This is a genomic window from Streptomyces sp. GESEQ-35 (assembly GCF_017948485.1).
Lineage (GTDB): Bacteria > Actinomycetota > Actinomycetes > Streptomycetales > Streptomycetaceae > Streptomyces.
The window spans coordinates 23,567-38,785 of record NZ_JAFFSX010000029.1; the positions used below are offsets into that span (position 1 = coordinate 23,567).

Sequence of the window (15,219 nt, forward strand, 5' to 3'; positions counted from 1 at the left end):
GCCGGATCGTACGTCGCGTTTCTTCAAGCGGGGCAGGCCCTGGCGTCCCTACGGTCGGAGTATGGACATCGAGAGCATGCAGGAGAGCAAGTACGGCGTGGGCGAGCTGCTCGGCATGGCCCGTGACCGGGCCGTTCCGGTGCTGGTGGCGGTGCCCGATTCGGCGCTCGCCGCACCCACGCCGTGCGCCGAATACGACGTGAAGTCCCTGGTCAACCACCTCTTCCAGGTGGTCGTGGAGTTTCAGAAGCTGGCCGCCAAGGGGGAGTCGGACTTCGCCTCGACCCCTGACCGGGTCGGCGCGGGTCCGGACTGGCGCGAGCGGTTCGCGGGCGAGGCGGACCGGCTCGTGACGGCCTGGTCCGCGCCGGGTGCCGAGGACGGTGTGGCCGGGGCGTGGCAGATGCCCGCGAGGCTCGTCGGCTCGATGGCGCTGCTCGACCTGACCGTGCATGTGTGGGACCTGGCGCGCGCCACGGGCCAGGAGTATCCGGTGGCCGGCTGGGCGGAGCCGGTCGTCGAGCAGTTGTCGGGCACGGTCGCCACGCTCGCGCCGACCGCCCGGACGACGGGCGTGTTCGCGGATCCGGTGCCGGTGGGGGCGGATGCGTCGCCCTTCGAGCGGCTGCTCGCACAGACCGGGCGGGACCCGTACTGGGTGTCGGCGGTGTGAGGGAATAGGAGGCGCGGGGGCGCCGTTCTCCGGTATAGTTGAACCATCAACAATCCGGAGGATGAGCGACCATGCAGTTCGGGATCTTCAGCGTCGGCGATGTCACGCCGGACCCGACGAACGGCCGTACGCCGACCGAGCGCGAGCGCATCAAGGCCATGGTCGCCATCGCGCTGAAGGCCGAGGAGGTCGGGCTCGACGTCTTCGCGACCGGCGAGCACCACAACCCGCCCTTCGTGCCCTCCTCGCCGACCACGATGCTCGGCTACATCGCGGCGCGGACCGAGCGGCTGGTGCTCTCCACCTCCACCACGCTCATCACCACCAACGACCCGGTGAAGATCGCCGAGGACTTCGCGATGCTCCAGCAGCTCGCGGACGGCCGCGTGGACCTGATGATGGGCCGCGGCAACACCGGCCCGGTGTATCCCTGGTTCGGTCAGGACATCCGGCAGGGCATCAACCTCGCCATCGAGAACTACGCCCTGCTGCACCGGCTGTGGCGCGAGTCCGTCGTGAACTGGGAGGGGAAGTTCCGCACGCCCCTTCAGGGGTTCACCTCCACGCCCCGCCCGCTGGACGGCGTACCGCCCTTCGTCTGGCACGGCTCGATCCGCTCGCCCGAGATCGCCGAGCAGGCCGCGTACTACGGCGACGGCTTCTTCCACAACAACATCTTCTGGCCGGCCGACCACACCAAGCAGATGGTCGAGCTGTACCGGACCCGGTACGCCCACTACGGACACGGCACGCCCGAGCAGGCGATCGTCGGGCTCGGCGGGCAGGTGTTCATGCGCCGCAACTCGCAGGACGCCGTCCGCGAGTTCCGGCCCTACTTCGACAACGCGCCGGTCTACGGTCACGGGCCCTCCCTCGAGGACTTCACCGACCAGACCCCGCTGACCGTCGGCTCGCCGCAGCAGGTGATCGAGAAGACGCTGAGCTTCCGCGACTACGCCGGGGACTACCAGCGCCAGCTGTTCCTGCTGGACCACGCCGGGCTGCCGCTGAAGACCGTGCTGGAGCAGCTCGACATGCTGGGCGAGGAGGTCGTGCCGGTGCTGCGCAAGGAGTTCGCCGCGGTGCGCTCCGCGGATGTGCCGGACGCGCCGACCCACGCTTCTCTCAAGGCTTCTCAGGAGGTGACCACCGTATGAAGCTCGTCGTCGTCTCGGCGGGGCTGAGCGTCCCGTCGTCCACCCGGCTGCTGGCCGACCGGCTGGCCGCGGCCGTCGACCGGACCTCCCCTGCCGACGTCCAGGTGGTGGAGCTGCGCGAACTCGCCGTCGAGATCGCGCACAACTTCACCAGCGGCTTCCCCGGGCGGAACCTGTCCGCCGCGATCGACGCCGTGACCGGGGCCGACGGGCTGATCGTCGTCACCCCCGTCTTCTCGGCGTCGTACAGCGGACTGTTCAAGTCCTTCTTCGACGTGATCGACCCGGACGCGCTCGCGGGCAAGCCGGTGCTGATCGCGGCGACGGGCGGCAGCGCCCGCCACTCCCTGGTCCTGGAGCACGCCCTGCGCCCCCTCTTCTCCTATCTCCGGGCCATCGTCGTCCCGACCGCCGTGTACGCCGCCTCGGAGGACTGGGGCGCGGACGGTCTGGACGGGCGGATCGAGCGGGCGGCGGGGGAGCTGGCGGGGCTCATGACCGGGGCCCCGAAAGCGGCACGGCCCGCCACGGACGAGATCGTTCCGTTCGAGCAGCAGCTTGCGGCGTTGCGTCCGGCAGGGTGAGACGTCAGTAAGAAGGATCGCCCGGGCCCGCTCATCAGGTCGTACGATCCCCGGGCTTTGCCACACTGGTCTGGTGCCCCAGACTGTTCTGCTCGCCGAAGACGACCGCGCCATCCGTCACGCCCTGGAACGGGCCCTGACTCTGGAGGGCTACCAGGTCACCGCGGTCGCTGACGGGGTGGAGGCGCTGGCGCAGGCGCATCGCACGCCGCCGGACGTGCTGGTGCTGGATGTGATGATGCCGGGGATCGACGGTCTTCAGGTGTGCCGGGTGCTGCGGGCGGAGGGGGACCGGACGCCGATCCTGATGCTGACGGCGCTCGTGGAGACGCAGGACCGGATCGCGGGACTGGATGCGGGCGCCGACGACTATGTCGTCAAGCCGTTCGACGTCGAGGAGGTCTTCGCGCGGCTGCGGGCGCTGCTGCGCAGGACCAGTGCGGCTCCCGTCGAGGTGCCGGCGAAAGCCGCGGAGCCGCAGCTTCCCGAGCGGCTCCTGGAGGCCGCCGGGCTGCGGATGGACGTACGGGCGCGGCGGGCGTGGCGTGGGCAGCGGGAGCTGGAGCTGACGCGCACCGAGTTCGAGCTGCTGGAGCTGCTGGTGCGCAACGCCGGGATCGTGCTCGACCACTCCACGATCTACGACCGTATCTGGGGCTACGACTTCGGGCCCGGCTCCAAGAACCTCGCCGTCTACGTCGGCTATCTGCGCCGCAAGCTCGACCAGCCGAGCGCTCCGCAGCTGATCCACACGGTGCGGGGCGTGGGTTACGTGCTGCGGGAGGACTGAGTGGTCCGGCCCCGGCGGCTGCGGCTGCTGTCGCTGCGGACGACGTTCGCGGTGTCGTTCGCGGCCGTGACCGCCGCGGTCACCGTCCTGGTCGGCATCCTGTCGTACGGCGCCGCCGCCCGGCTCGTCCGCGTGGACCAGCAGACCGTGTTCGACGAGGTCGTACAGGATCTGCGGGACACGCTGGAGCAGGACCGGATGACGCCGGGCGACTTCTCGTCGTCGGCGCCGGGACATGATCTCGTACGGCCCGCCCGGACCGATGTGCAGGTGCTGGGGCCGGACGGTGCCGTGGTCGACCCGGGGAGACCGGGGCTGCCCGTCACCGACGCCGACCGGCGGATCGCCGCCCGCTCCGCCGCCGGGGCGCTGACCGAGCACGCGGACGTCGACGTCGGGAACGACGTGTACCGGGTCGCGACCGTCGCGCTCGGCGGCGGGCGGGGTGCGGTGCAGGTGGCGCAGGAGTTCAGCGACACCGAGGATCTGCTGCGGGCGCTTCAGCAGCGGACGCTGATCCTGATGGCCGCGGTCGTCGTCGGCGCCGGGCTGTTCGGCTGGTGGCTGGCCCGCCGCATCACCCGCCGCCTCGTCATCCTCACCTCCGCCGCCGAGGACGTCGCCCGCACCCGGCGGCTCGGCATCCAGGTCCCCGTCACCGGCTATGACGAGGTGGGCCGCCTGGGCCGCGCCTTCGATCGCATGCTGGGGCGCCTCGCCCAGTCCGAGGAGGACCAGCGGCGGCTGGTGCAGGACGCGGGGCACGAGCTGCGGACGCCGCTGACATCGTTGCGTACGAACATTTCTTTGTTGAGGCGGATCGATGAGCTGCCGACCGAGACGCGGGACGAGCTGGTCGCCGATCTCGGTCAGGAGGCGCGTGAACTGACCGATCTCGTCAATGAGTTGGTGGACCTGGCGGCCGGGCAGTCGGACACGGAACCGCCGCAGCGCGTCGATCTCGCCGACATCGCGGAGGACGTCGCCGTGCTGGCGCGGCGACGCACCGCGCGGGAGATCGTGGTGCGGGCGAGCGGCGACACGACGACGGACGGGCGGCCGGCGATGCTGCAACGCGCGCTGTCCAACCTCGTCGAGAACGCGGCGAAGTTCGACCGGGAGGGCTCGGCGCCGATCGAGATCGCCGTCTCGGGGCCCGCCCGGCCCGGCACCATCCGGGTCGAGATCCTCGATCGCGGGTCCGGTATCGCGGACGAGGACCTGATGCGGATCTTCGACCGGTTCTACCGTGCTGCGGATGCGCGGGCCCTGCCGGGGTCCGGGCTGGGGTTGTCGATCGTGCGGGAGGTGGCGTTGGCGCATGGGGGTGCGCCGTTCGCCTTTCGGCGGGAGGGAGGCGGGTCGGTGATCGGGTTCACCGTGGGCGGGCATGATCGGGGCTGAGCTGACGGGCGCCCCTTGATCACAACCGACTACGCGCCCCGGCCATCGCCATGGGTCTGTTCGACGAGCGTCTGGGTGCCCAGAGCGATGGCGAGTGCGAGGCGCTCGGCGTCCTCGGTGCCGGGCTCGGCGGTGTAGACCGTGATGCGCAGATCGTCCAGGGCGACGATGAGCGGGTCGCAGTCCAGCGTGATCCGGCCGACCGCCGGATGACCGATCACCTTGTGTCGTGACGGGTCCGGGAGCGGAGCCGGGGCGTCGGAATCCCAGAGTTCGGCGAAGCGGGGGCTCATGCCCGCGAGTTCACCGATGAGCTGCCGGAGCGCTCGATCGGCGGGATACCGGGAGGCGGTCAGACGCAGGTCGGCGACGAGCCGCGCCTCGTGATCGGCCTGTTCTCCCGCGGTGTGTACGACGCGGGTCCCGGGTCCCACGAGGTTGCGCCAGATGGCGTTGCGTTCGATCCCGCGCCAGGCCGACGTGTCGCCCATGAGCGCGTCGTAGGGCGCGTTGGCGAGCACGAGTGTCCAGCAGGCGTCGTACACGGCGACCGGGGTGCAGGCCAGCCGGTCGAGCAGCCGCTGCACGCTCGGCGTGACGCGCGTCGGCACGACGCCGGGCCCGGGAGCAGTCTGGCCGGCCAGCCGGAACAGGAGGTCGCGCTCCGGGTCGGACAGCCGCAGCGCCTGCGCGAGCGCCTCCACCACCTGCGCCGAGGGCGCGGTCGCCCGCCCCTGCTCCAGCCGGGTCAGATAGTCGGGCGAGATCCCGGCGAGCCCGGCCAGTTCCTCGCGTCGGAGCCCGGTCGCCCGGCGGCGCCGTCCGGCCGGAACGCCGACGGTCTCGGGCGCCATGCGATCACGACAGCGGCGCACCATCCGGCCGAACTCCCATGACTCCATGCGTTCCAGTGTGCGTGGAGGTGCCGACGGTGTCCTGGCCCTGGCATTCCTACGACAACGGGACGACTGGCTGACCGTCCTTCGTTCTCCGACGCTCGACTCATGACAACGACACTGATCACGGGCCCGACCCGGGGCCTGGGCCGGTCCGCCGCCCTGGCGATGGCGGACCGCCCGGACGGCGAACGTCCCGACCTGCTGCTGGTGGGCCGTGGCGGTAAGGCACTCATGGACGTCGCCGACGAGGTCCGTGCGCGCGGGGCGAGGGTCCACGCGATCGCCTGCGACCTGTCCCGGCTTGCCGACGTACGGGCCGCGGCGGCCACCGTACGGGACCTGCTCGACGCCGAAGCGGTACGGCCGCTGCACGCGCTGGTCGCCAACGCCGGCCTGATGTCGGCCGACACCCGTGCCGCCTCCGCCGACGGCTACGAGATGACCTTCGCCGTGAATTACCTCGCGCACGCCCAGCTCATCGGCGACCTGCTCGGCTCGCTCGCCGAGCCCGCCCGGATCGTGCTGCTCGGCTCGAACACCTACCACGCCAATGTCTGGCGGCGGCTCATGGGCGTGCCCGAGGCGAAGTGGCGCGACCCAGTCGAGATCGCCCGGCCCGTGACCGGAGAGAGGAAGCCGGGCATGAAGGCTTCCGGTGTCGCCTACTCCAACGCCAAGCTGGCGATCCTTTACTACGCCCATGAACTCCAGCGCCACACCGGGCCCAGCATCAACGTCTCGGTGTTCGAACCCGGCTGGATGCCTGGCACCGCACTGGGCCGGGGTACGCCGGCGGCCGTCCAGGCGATCTCGCGTGGCCTGGCGCGCCTGCCCGGGGTCTCCACTCCGGAACGCTCCGGGCCCGCGCTGGCGTCGGTCGCGCTCGATGGCAGGTGGGCGCATCTGCGCGATGGTGCGTTTGTCGTTCGGGATGTGGTGAGAGAGGTGCGGCCCGTGGCCGAGGATCGCGAGCGGGAGCGGCGGCTGTGGGTGGCTACCGCGCAGCTTCTTGAAGGAGCGGGTAGGCCGGGCTGATTCGAAAGCGCGCGCTCTGGGGCGGGGCTTTCTGTTCGTTGGCGGGTGCGGGTTTGATGGGGCTGGTCGCGCCCACGCGGCGCAGCCGCATATCGATACAGCCCCGCGCCCCTGAAGGGGCGCTGGTCCGCCCCTTGGAAGGGATTCCGCCGCGTGTTGAGTCGTGAAGAAGCCTTGGTGCTCTCGGAGATCGATGAGGGCGTCGTTGCCCGGATGTTGCTTGAGTTGATCGCTGTTCCGAGTGTGACCGGGAGTGCGGCTGAGTCGGAGTTGCAGCATCAGATGGCGGGGCGGTTGGAGCGGCTCGGGCTGGATGTTGACCTGTGGCCGTTGGATCTGGGCGCGCTGCGGGAGCATCCCGGCTTTCCCGGGTCGGAGGCGCCGCGCGAGGAGGCTTGGGGGCTGGTCGGGCGGACGGTGGATGGGGGTGACGGTCCGGAGTTCGTGTTGCAGGGGCATGTTGATGTCGTGCCGGCGGGGGATCCGGCCGCGTGGGAGGGGGATCCCTTCGTGCCGCGGGTCGTCGGCGATGTTGTGCACGGGCGCGGGGCCTGTGACATGAAGGCCGGGCTGGCGGCGCATCTTGCTGTGCTGGGGGCGATACGGGCCAGCGGGGTGCGGTTGCGAGGGCAGATCGCTGCGCACTTCGTGGTGGGGGAGGAGGACGGGGGGCTCGGTGCGTTCGGGACGTTGCAGCGGGGGTATCGCGGGGACGTCTGCGTCATCGGTGAGCCGACCGCCGGGACCCTGGTCACCGCGAACGCGGGTGCGCTGACCTTCCGGATCGCGGTGCCCGGCAAGGCGGCGCATGCGAGTTCGCGGGAGCGGGGTGTCAGCGCGATCGACACGTATGTGACATTGCACCGGGCGCTGGCCGGCCTGGAGGCCGCCCGCAACACCGACCCCGACCCCCTCATGGCCGAGTACCCCATCCCGTACGCCCTCTCCGTCGGCACCCTCCAGGCCGGCGACTGGGCGAGCAGCGTGCCCGATCTGCTCGTCGCCGAGGGGCGGTTGGGGGTACGGCTCGGGGAGGACCCCGCCGAGGCGCGGGCCTCCCTCGAACGCCGCGTCGCCGAGGTGTGTGCCGCCGACCCGTGGCTGCGGGATCATCCGGCGACGGTGACATGGCCGGGTGGGCAGTTCGCCAGCGGGCGGCTGGCGCCGGGGCATCCCCTTCCGGATGCGATCCGCGCCGCCTACGCCGACGCGGTCGGCGGTGACTCGGGTCTGCGGGAACGCGGGGCGCCGTACGGCAGCGATCTGCGGCTGTACGCCGGGGCCGGGGTGCCGACCTTGCAGTACGGGCCGGGGGACATTGCGGTGGCGCACAGTGCGCGGGAGTACGTGTCCGTGCGCGAAGTGGTGGAGGTGGCGCGGACGTTGGCGGTGGCGGTGTTGCGGACGGTCGGGGTGAAGTGACGGGGCGGGAGTCGTCCGGGTGGGAGCGCAGGGCGAGAGTTGGGGTGCTCCACACCAACTCGGCCTCCCCGTAGGGCACTTGCGACGCCTTCCGGACAGCCGACGTCCCTCTGGACGCCAACTTCCTCACCCACTATCGGCATGTCCTCGACATTCCCGACGTAAGGAAGCGCCCGTGAGAACGACGCCCCGCGCCGCACACAGAGCCGCCGCCCTCGCCGCCGGCACCGCACTGGCCACCCTCCTCGCGGCGGCCCCCGCCGGGGCCGGGGCCGGGCTGCCGGTGGTGACCGCGCGCAGCGAGTCCGCCCCGCTCTTCGACGACGAGGCCGGCGGGAACGCCGACGCGGACGACCCGGCGATCTGGCGGAACCCCGCCGACCCCGGGCGCAGCCTCGTCATGGCGACCGCCAAGGAGGGCGGGCTGCGGGTCTACGACCTGGACGCGCACCTGGTGCAGTCGATCGCCGCCCCGAAGCCGCCGTCGGCGGACGACGCGCCGGGCCGGTACAACAACGTCGACCTCGTCACCGGCCTGCGCACCCCGGCCGGCCGGGCCGACGTCGCCGTGGTCAGCGACCGCGGCAACGACCGGCTGCGGATCTACCGCGTCGACGCCTCCCGCCCGGGCGCCCCGCTCACGGACATCACCGACCCGGCGGCCGCCCCGGTGTTCTCCGCCGACCAGGGCGAGATCAACGACCAGCGCACCACGTACGGGCTGGCGACGTGGCAGGACGGGCGCACCGGCCGTACGTACGCCCTGGTCAGCCAGCGGGAACGCACCCGCCTCGCCCTCCTCGAACTCCTCCCCGCCGCCGACGGCAAGGTCGGCTACCGCAAGGTCCGCACCCTCGACCTCCCCTCCTCCTTCCGCCTGCCCGACGGCACCACCTGGAACCCCTGCCTGGAGCCCGGTGAACTCCCGCAGGTCGAGGGCATGGTCGTCGACCCGGCCACCGGCACGCTGTACGCCGGACAGGAGGACATCGGCATCTGGCGGCTGCGCGCCGACCTCACCGGCACGCCCGTCCTGCTGGACAAGACCAAGGAGTACGGCGTCCCGGGCACGTACGACGAGGCGACCGAGGAGTGCACACCGGGCGCCGACCCCGGCTTCGGCGGCAAGCATCTGTCGGCCGACGTCGAGGGCCTGACGCTCTTCCAGGAGCGGGACGGCGACGGCTACCTCCTCGCCTCCAGCCAGGGCGACAACACCTTCGCCCTGTACGACCGTGAGGTCGGCGAACGGAACGAGTACGAGGGCGGGTTCAAGGTCGGCGCCGCGTCGTCGACGCTCGACAGTGTCGAGGAGTGCGACGGCGCCGCCATCCTCAACGCCCCGCTGGGCAGCCGCTACCCGCGCGGCCTGCTCGTCGTCCAGGACGGCGCCGAGACCCCGGCCGCGGAGGACCGTACGGCCACCGGCTTCAAGTTCGTCGACCTCGGCGCGGTGGTGGACGCCGCCGACATGTGAGGTCGTGAGGTTGGTCGTGTACGGCCGCCGGGTACCGTCCGGCGGCCGTACGACCGTACGGAAAAGCCGGTGAACAAAGATCGCGCCCGCAGCAGACTGGCCCCATGACCGCATCCGATGCCAAGGCCGACCTGCACTTCTACCTCCAGTCCGCCCGTGATGCCCTGCTGTGGAAGCTCGAAGGACTCTCGGAGTACGACATCCGCCGCCCACGGACGCCGACCGGCACCAACCTCCTGGGCCTGGTGAAACACGTCGCCACTGTGGAACTGGGCTATCTCGGCGACACGTTCGGACGGCCGTCCGGCGAGCCGTTGCCCTGGATCGAGGACGGTGCCGAGCCCAACGCGGACATGTGGGCCACCGCCGACGAGTCACGCGAGCAGATCGTGGAGCTCTACCGCCGGGCGTGGGCGCACGCGGACGCGACGATCGACGCGCTGGCGCTGGACACGGTCGGCAGGGTGCCGTGGTGGCCCAGCGGCAGGGACGAGGTGACGTTGCACCATGCCGCGGTCCGCGTGATCGCCGACACGCACCGGCACGCCGGGCACGCGGACATCATCCGGGAGCTCACGGACGGCGCCGCCGGCATGAACAAGGGCAACGACAGCCTGCCGTCCGGCGACTCGGCATTCTGGGAGAACCATCGAAGCCGACTGGAGCGCGCGGCCCAGGAGGCCGACGGCGACGCGTGACCGGGATCCGGGGCGCTGCGTCTCAGGAGAAACTCATCCGCTCCCCATGGTGAGACCAGGGATAGGCCACAGTATGGTCAAGCGCCCAATGGGAGCGTGAGGTTCCGGCGGCGCCGCGTCTCTGGAGGTATCCGTGTTGCGCGACATGTCCGATGTGAAGTGCCGATGTACGTGTCCGGGAGCGACGGTGTGGGTGACCGGGCCGTCGGTGGCCGACCGGCGCGCGGCCGCCTATGCGCTGGCCGAACGACTGCTGGCCGGACAGCGCCGGGTCGAGGTGCTCGACCGGCTCAACGACCATGACACGGATGCCGAACGCATCGGCCTGATGGCCGAGGTGCTCGCCCGCAACGGCATCGTGGCGATCGTCCCGTGCGCCGATGAGGGCGTGCCAACGGTGCGTGCACGCCACGCGGCGAGCGGAACGCGGTACGTCGAGGTGTGCGTCGGCGGGCGGGAGGGGCCAGAGGATTCGGCGGAGGCGGCGCTCGGGGTGCTGGCCGGGCAGGGCTGACGATCCCGCGACGGGCGTTCGGCGCGTGAAGGGGCCCCCAATGCCACTTCCCCCCGGTCGACCGCTGCGGGAGCCGGCCCCGCTCACCGGACCAGTTCGGCCGGCTTGGTGGCCTTGCCGAGCAGCCACTCCAGGGGGCCGCGGCGGAAGTGGCGTGACCAGAGGGTGGCGAACGCGGTCACGGCGGCGATGAAGCCGAGCAGCATGTGGAGGGTGGGGCCGGGGAGTTCCTCGATGCCGAGGACGTGGATGCCGGCGATGTGGAAGACGTAGGCGGTCAGGGACATCGAGCCGACCGCGATCACCGGGCGGGCGAGGCGGTGGAAGCGGGGGAAGGCGTCCACGGCGGCGAGGCAGCCGGCCAGCACCGCGATCGCCACGCCGGTGTTGGCCATGATCGACAGGGTCGTCTCGCTGTGCGGGGAGGCGACCAGAAGGCCGGCCGGGGTGCTGCCGTCGGCGTAGCCCCAGGTGTCGGACCACCAGGCGGACGCGGCCGATCCGTCCTCGCCCCAAGCCAGAGGACTGAGTGCCGTGAGCGCGCCGGGAACCAGGTGCAGGGCGAGGAAGGAGCCGCCGTAGCCGATGACGGCCAGCGAGACGCCGGTGATCGCCAGGCGTATGCGTACGGCGGTGGCGGTCAGGTCGAGGCGGGCCACCGCCATGCCGGCGATGACGAAGGGGACCCAGGCCAGGGCCGGGTAGCTGCCGGTGAAGAGGAGCGGGACGATGCCGTCGGCGTCGGCGGGCCAGGCCCAGAGGCCGCTCGCGCCGTCCGCGGGCAGCGCGTGCAGGATGACGTACAGGACCTGCGGCAGCACCAGGGCACTGCCCGCGGCGATGATCGCCAGCGGGCCCGCGCTCAGCCGGTACAGCGGCAGGACGAGCAGGAAGAACAGGCCGTAGAAGGCGAGGATCACCTCGACCGGCGTGCCGGCCAGGGTGAGCGCGGTGCCCAGGACCAGCAGCACCAGCGCCCGGATCACCACCTTCGCGACCGCCTGCCGGCCCGCCCGGCCCGTCTTCGGGGTGCGGCGTCCGGTGATCAGCATGATCGAGAAGCCGGCCAGGAAGGCGAACAGCGCGGAGGCGCGGCCGTGCGCCAGTTCCATGAGGTACCCGGTGATGCCGCCCCGGGACGGGTCGGGGCCGACGTGGGCCGCGTACATGCCGAAGACCGCAAGCCCCCGGGCGAGATCCACGCCGATCAGACGGCCCACCGGGACTCGGCCCGTTCCGGCGGTCTTGGGCGGTTCGTTGTCCGAGGCCCCGGGGCGGGCGGTGGCCGGCGCCGCGAGCGCCATGTCGTCTGCGTGCTGGGTCATGGTTCCCAGGCTCGGGAGCGGCCCGGGGGCCGGAGTATCCGGCACCTGTCCGGTCCCACCCCGCCGTCCGGTCACCGCCTCCCCCCGTCCGGCGGGAACCCTCCCCCCAGGTGGCTGGAGTCACTCCCCGGAGCCGCCTCGCGAGGCGGCTCCCGCTCTACGGTCGGAGCGGTGACAATCGACTATCGAGACCGACGTGCGGCCGACGACGTGCGCACACCGACCAGTGACTGACGAGGCAGGGCGCGTGATCCGGGTAGTGGTGGTCGACGACGAGGCTCTGGTGCGGTCCGGCTTCAAGCTCATCCTGGGCGCGGCCGACGACATCGAGGTGGTCGCGACGACGGCGGGCGCGGAGGCCGTCGACACCGTCCGGCGGGAAGACCCCGACGTCGTGCTCCTCGACATCCGGATGCCGGACGTCGACGGGCTGACCGTGCTGCGCCGGCTGCGTGCGCTGCCGCAGCCGCCGGTGGTGGCGATGCTCACGACGTTCGACGCCGACGAGTACATCGTGACCGCGCTGCGTTCCGGTGCGGCCGGATTCCTGCTCAAGGACACCGAGCCCGATCAACTTGCCCAACTGGTACGGACGTTGGCGGCAGGCGGGGTCGTGATGTCACCGAAGGCGTCCCGTGCCGTCTGGCAGAGTCACCCCGGAGCCTCTGCGGTCGCCGACGAGGAGGCCACCCGCGTCGGCCGGCTCACCGAGCGTGAGCGCGACGTCCTCGTACTGATCGCGGAGGGGCTGTCCAACGCCGACATCGGAAGCCGGATCCACCTCAGCGCGGGCACCGTCAAGGACCACGTCAGCGCGATCCTCACCAAGCTGCGGGTCGGCAGCCGGGTGCAGGCGGCGCTGCTCGCCCAGCGGGCGGGGCTGCTTGGTGATGGGCAGTGGTGTTCGGGGCCGGGGCTATGAGCGCGCGTTGCGTCTGGTGGGCGTGGATGCGGGTGGGGCTGCTTGGTGATGGGCAGTGGTGTTCGGGGCCGGGGCGATGAGCGCGCCCAGAGACTGGTGGGCGCGGATTCCCGCCCCGGTCATCGATGCCGTGGTCGTCGTGGCCGCGGCCGGGGACGGCGTGGTCAACCTGGGGGAGGGCGGCTCCGTCGAGCAGGCCATGGTCGCGCTCGGCTGCGCCGCGCTCGCCGTACGACGCTACTTCCCGCTTCCGGTCTTCCTGCTCACCCTCCCCGCCAGCCTCATGCTGGACATCGTCGTCGCCCCGTTCGCGGCCCTGTTCACACTGGCCGAGCGGTCCCGCAACCGCCGCCTGCTCGTCGTGTGCGCGGTGCTGTTCGCCGTCGCCTCCGCCGCACCCTGGCCGCTGGACGACATCTCCTCGCACGAGCGCACGTGGACCCTGGTCTACTTCTTCTACACACTCGCCACCGCCGCCGCCCCCGTCCTGCTGGGCCAACTGGTCCAGGCCCGCCGGGATTTGGCCCGCCGCCTCGCCGAGATCGAGGAAGCCCGCGAACACGAACGCCTGCTGCACTCCCAGGCCGTCCTCGCCCGCGAACGCGCCCAGCTCGCCCGCGAGATGCACGACGTCGTCTCGCACCAGGTCAGCCTGATCGCCGTACAGGCCGGCGCCCTGCAAGTCGCCGCCAAAGAACCGGACTTCAAGGAGGGCGCCCGCGCCATCCGCTCGCTCAGCGTCGACACCCTCGACGAACTGCGCCACATGGTCACCCTGCTGCGGGCCTCCGGCGGCCGGGCCACCGAGCTCACCCCGCAGCCGACCCTCTCCGACCTGCACAAGCTCGTCACGACCAGCGGCATCGACGCCGAACTGACCGGTGACCTCTCCCCGGACGTCAGCACCACCGCCCAGCGCGCCGTCTACCGCACGGTCCAGGAAGCCCTCACCAACGTCCGCAAACACGCCCCCGGCGCGACCGCCACGGTCCACCTCTGGCACGACCCCGACGCATACGGCGTGACCGTCACGAACACACCCCCCACCCGCCCCTCGCTGCCCCTGCCCGGCGCCCACCAGGGCCTGATCGGCCTCAAGGAACGCGCCGAACTCCTCGCCGGCACCTTCGAATTCGGGCGCACGCCGGACGGCGGCTACGAGGTGAGCCTGCGGATTCCGGCGCATGGGGACGCCTGAGACCCGCGAAAACTCCTATCCGTAGTTCTCACGGATCAACGCCGTTTCCCTGGCTCATGCGGCCTGACGGCCCGGCCTCACCGCAGGTGCCGCCCGAAGAACCGGTTCCCGTCCTCCGCCTCGAACCACGGGGTGCCGGTGTGCCCGCCCAGATTGGCGTGCAGCGTCTTCTCCTTGCTGCCGAAGGCGTCGAACAGGTCCAGGGCCCGTTGCCGGGGGTTCCCTTCGTCGTCCCACTGGAGCAGGAACAGCAGCGGAATGGTGACCTGCCGGGCCTCCTCGCGCTGGGCGCGGGGCACGAAACCCCCGGCGAAGAAACCGGCGGCCGTGATGCGCGGCTCGACCACCGCCAGCCGAATGCCGAGGGCGGTCCACCCCGAGTACCCGACCGGTCCGCCGATCTCGGGCAGCGACAGGAGGGCGTCCAGGGTGGTCCGCCATTCCGGGACCGCCTTTTCGACCAGCGGGCCGACGAGGGACTCGAAGATCTCGTCGACCGGCTCGCCGCCCTGCATCGCCCGGCGGAGGTCGGCGCGGACCTGCTCGTCGGCGGCGGAACGGGGCCGGTCACCGCACCCGGCTGCGTCGATGGAGGCCACCGCATAGCCGTACGCCGCGCAGTGCCGGGCCCGGGCCACCAGCCGGGGTTCCCTCTTGGGCAGGCCGTTGTTGTGGGCCATCAGGATCAGCGGAGCCGGTGCGGCGGATTCAGGCGTCCACAGGGTGCCGGGGATCTCGCCGAGGGTGAATTCGCGCTCGAGGACGCCGTCGTCGAGGCGCTGTTCGGAAGTGAACTGCATGGTCGTGCCTTTCGGGAGTGCGCTTGAACGGCGCTCCCGGACGACCTATCGCCCGACCGTGACCCCGGAGGGGAGCACCCATGTCGATACTGCGTTCACGGGTACCACCTCCTCGTTCTCTCGCACGGCCTCCGGAAAACTAGCAGCGGTCGCCGTGGCCCGCCAACGGGTTTTTCCGGCCGCCCGACAGCGCCTTCCGCGTGCTGTGGGGCTCCCAGGACGTGCACGTCTTCCGCGACGGGATCAAGCGTCTGCGCACGCCACCGGCCGACGGGTGCGCGAACTGCCCATCACCGCCGAGGCGTTGCTTTGAGCCGAGCT

Annotated in this window: 15 protein-coding genes; 12 read left to right on the top strand and 3 right to left on the bottom strand. The window is 71.5% G+C overall.

The genetic code is table 11. The annotated features are described in order from the left end of the window. The first annotated feature begins 61 nt into the window (after nt 1–61). From KCH87_RS39250 to KCH87_RS39270, 5 genes are all read left to right on the top strand, one after another. Complete coding sequence (locus KCH87_RS39250; RefSeq protein ID WP_210592671.1) at nt 62–673, top strand: TIGR03086 family metal-binding protein; 612 nt, start codon at nt 62–64, stop codon at nt 671–673. Between the two features lie 71 nt (nt 674–744). Beyond that, the gene (locus KCH87_RS39255) at nt 745–1,830 is read left to right on the top strand and encodes an LLM class flavin-dependent oxidoreductase (protein ID WP_210592672.1); all 1,086 of its coding nucleotides are present in this window, start codon (nt 745–747) and stop codon (nt 1,828–1,830) included. After that, nucleotides 1,827–2,414 carry an FMN reductase gene (locus KCH87_RS39260; protein ID WP_210592673.1) on the top strand — a complete coding sequence of 196 codons (588 nt, stop codon included), beginning with the start codon at nt 1,827–1,829 and terminating at the stop codon, nt 2,412–2,414. The genes KCH87_RS39255 and KCH87_RS39260 overlap by 4 nt, the downstream gene beginning before the upstream one ends. A 73-nt stretch (nt 2,415–2,487) precedes the next feature. Continuing rightward, a complete protein-coding gene (locus KCH87_RS39265) occupies nt 2,488–3,204 on the top strand; it encodes a response regulator transcription factor (RefSeq protein ID WP_210592674.1) in 717 nt (238 codons plus the stop codon). Next, a complete protein-coding gene (locus KCH87_RS39270; protein ID WP_210592675.1) occupies nt 3,205–4,608 on the top strand; it encodes a HAMP domain-containing sensor histidine kinase in 1,404 nt (467 codons plus the stop codon). Between the two features lie 29 nt (nt 4,609–4,637). Here KCH87_RS39270 and KCH87_RS39275 read toward each other — a convergent pair whose 3' ends face one another. After that, nucleotides 4,638–5,510 (bottom strand): helix-turn-helix transcriptional regulator, encoded by an 873-nt coding sequence (locus KCH87_RS39275; RefSeq protein WP_210592676.1) that lies wholly within the window; start codon nt 5,508–5,510, stop codon nt 4,638–4,640. 102 nt (nt 5,511–5,612) lie between these two features. Here KCH87_RS39275 and KCH87_RS39280 point away from each other — a divergent pair, with 102 nt between their 5' ends. From KCH87_RS39280 to KCH87_RS39300, 5 genes are all read left to right on the top strand, one after another. Then, entirely contained in the window at nt 5,613–6,542 is a 930-nt protein-coding gene (locus tag KCH87_RS39280; RefSeq protein WP_210592677.1) for an SDR family NAD(P)-dependent oxidoreductase, read from the top strand. A 213-nt stretch (nt 6,543–6,755) separates the two neighbouring features. Continuing rightward, a complete protein-coding gene (locus KCH87_RS39285) occupies nt 6,756–7,964 on the top strand; it encodes an ArgE/DapE family deacylase (protein ID WP_210592779.1) in 1,209 nt (402 codons plus the stop codon). Nucleotides 7,965–8,139: 175 nt separating this feature from the next. After that, nucleotides 8,140–9,441 (top strand): phytase, encoded by a 1,302-nt coding sequence (locus KCH87_RS39290; RefSeq protein ID WP_210592678.1) that lies wholly within the window; start codon nt 8,140–8,142, stop codon nt 9,439–9,441. A 104-nt stretch (nt 9,442–9,545) separates the two neighbouring features. Next, entirely contained in the window at nt 9,546–10,139 is a 594-nt protein-coding gene (locus KCH87_RS39295; RefSeq protein WP_210592679.1) for a DinB family protein, read from the top strand. A 187-nt stretch (nt 10,140–10,326) separates the two neighbouring features. Then, a complete protein-coding gene (locus tag KCH87_RS39300; RefSeq protein ID WP_210592680.1) occupies nt 10,327–10,653 on the top strand; it encodes a hypothetical protein in 327 nt (108 codons plus the stop codon). Between the two features lie 83 nt (nt 10,654–10,736). Here the strand turns inward: KCH87_RS39300 and KCH87_RS39305 are convergent, their stop codons facing one another. Continuing rightward, complete coding sequence (locus tag KCH87_RS39305; protein ID WP_210592681.1) at nt 10,737–11,978, bottom strand: DUF418 domain-containing protein; 1,242 nt, start codon at nt 11,976–11,978, stop codon at nt 10,737–10,739. 247 nt (nt 11,979–12,225) lie between these two features. Here KCH87_RS39305 and KCH87_RS39310 point away from each other — a divergent pair, with 247 nt between their 5' ends. Both KCH87_RS39310 and KCH87_RS39315 read left to right on the top strand, forming a co-directional pair. Next, the gene (locus KCH87_RS39310; RefSeq protein WP_210592682.1) at nt 12,226–12,900 is read left to right on the top strand and encodes a response regulator transcription factor; all 675 of its coding nucleotides are present in this window, start codon (nt 12,226–12,228) and stop codon (nt 12,898–12,900) included. Between the two features lie 76 nt (nt 12,901–12,976). Next, nucleotides 12,977–14,098 carry a sensor histidine kinase gene (locus KCH87_RS39315; protein WP_210592683.1) on the top strand — a complete coding sequence of 374 codons (1,122 nt, stop codon included), beginning with the start codon at nt 12,977–12,979 and terminating at the stop codon, nt 14,096–14,098. A gap of 77 nt (nt 14,099–14,175) precedes the next feature. Here KCH87_RS39315 and KCH87_RS39320 read toward each other — a convergent pair whose 3' ends face one another. Further along, a complete protein-coding gene (locus KCH87_RS39320; protein ID WP_210592684.1) occupies nt 14,176–14,898 on the bottom strand; it encodes a dienelactone hydrolase family protein in 723 nt (240 codons plus the stop codon). Nucleotides 14,899–15,219: the final 321 nt, after the last annotated feature.

Bases quoted from the DNA above. Each gene is read 5' to 3' on its own strand.
- KCH87_RS39250 (WP_210592671.1), top strand. From the start codon at position 62: ATGGACATCGAGAGCATGCAGGAGAGCAAGTACGGCGTGGGCGAGCTG.
- KCH87_RS39255 (WP_210592672.1), top strand. From the start codon at position 745: ATGCAGTTCGGGATCTTCAGCGTCGGCGATGTCACGCCGGACCCGACG.
- KCH87_RS39260 (WP_210592673.1), top strand. From the start codon at position 1,827: ATGAAGCTCGTCGTCGTCTCGGCGGGGCTGAGCGTCCCGTCGTCCACC.
- KCH87_RS39275 (WP_210592676.1), bottom strand. From the start codon at position 5,510: ATGGAGTCATGGGAGTTCGGCCGGATGGTGCGCCGCTGTCGTGATCGC.
- KCH87_RS39280 (WP_210592677.1), top strand. From the start codon at position 5,613: ATGACAACGACACTGATCACGGGCCCGACCCGGGGCCTGGGCCGGTCC.
- KCH87_RS39285 (WP_210592779.1), top strand. From the start codon at position 6,756: ATGTTGCTTGAGTTGATCGCTGTTCCGAGTGTGACCGGGAGTGCGGCT.
- KCH87_RS39295 (WP_210592679.1), top strand. From the start codon at position 9,546: ATGACCGCATCCGATGCCAAGGCCGACCTGCACTTCTACCTCCAGTCC.
- KCH87_RS39305 (WP_210592681.1), bottom strand. From the start codon at position 11,978: ATGACCCAGCACGCAGACGACATGGCGCTCGCGGCGCCGGCCACCGCC.
- KCH87_RS39315 (WP_210592683.1), top strand. From the start codon at position 12,977: ATGAGCGCGCCCAGAGACTGGTGGGCGCGGATTCCCGCCCCGGTCATC.
- KCH87_RS39320 (WP_210592684.1), bottom strand. From the start codon at position 14,898: ATGCAGTTCACTTCCGAACAGCGCCTCGACGACGGCGTCCTCGAGCGC.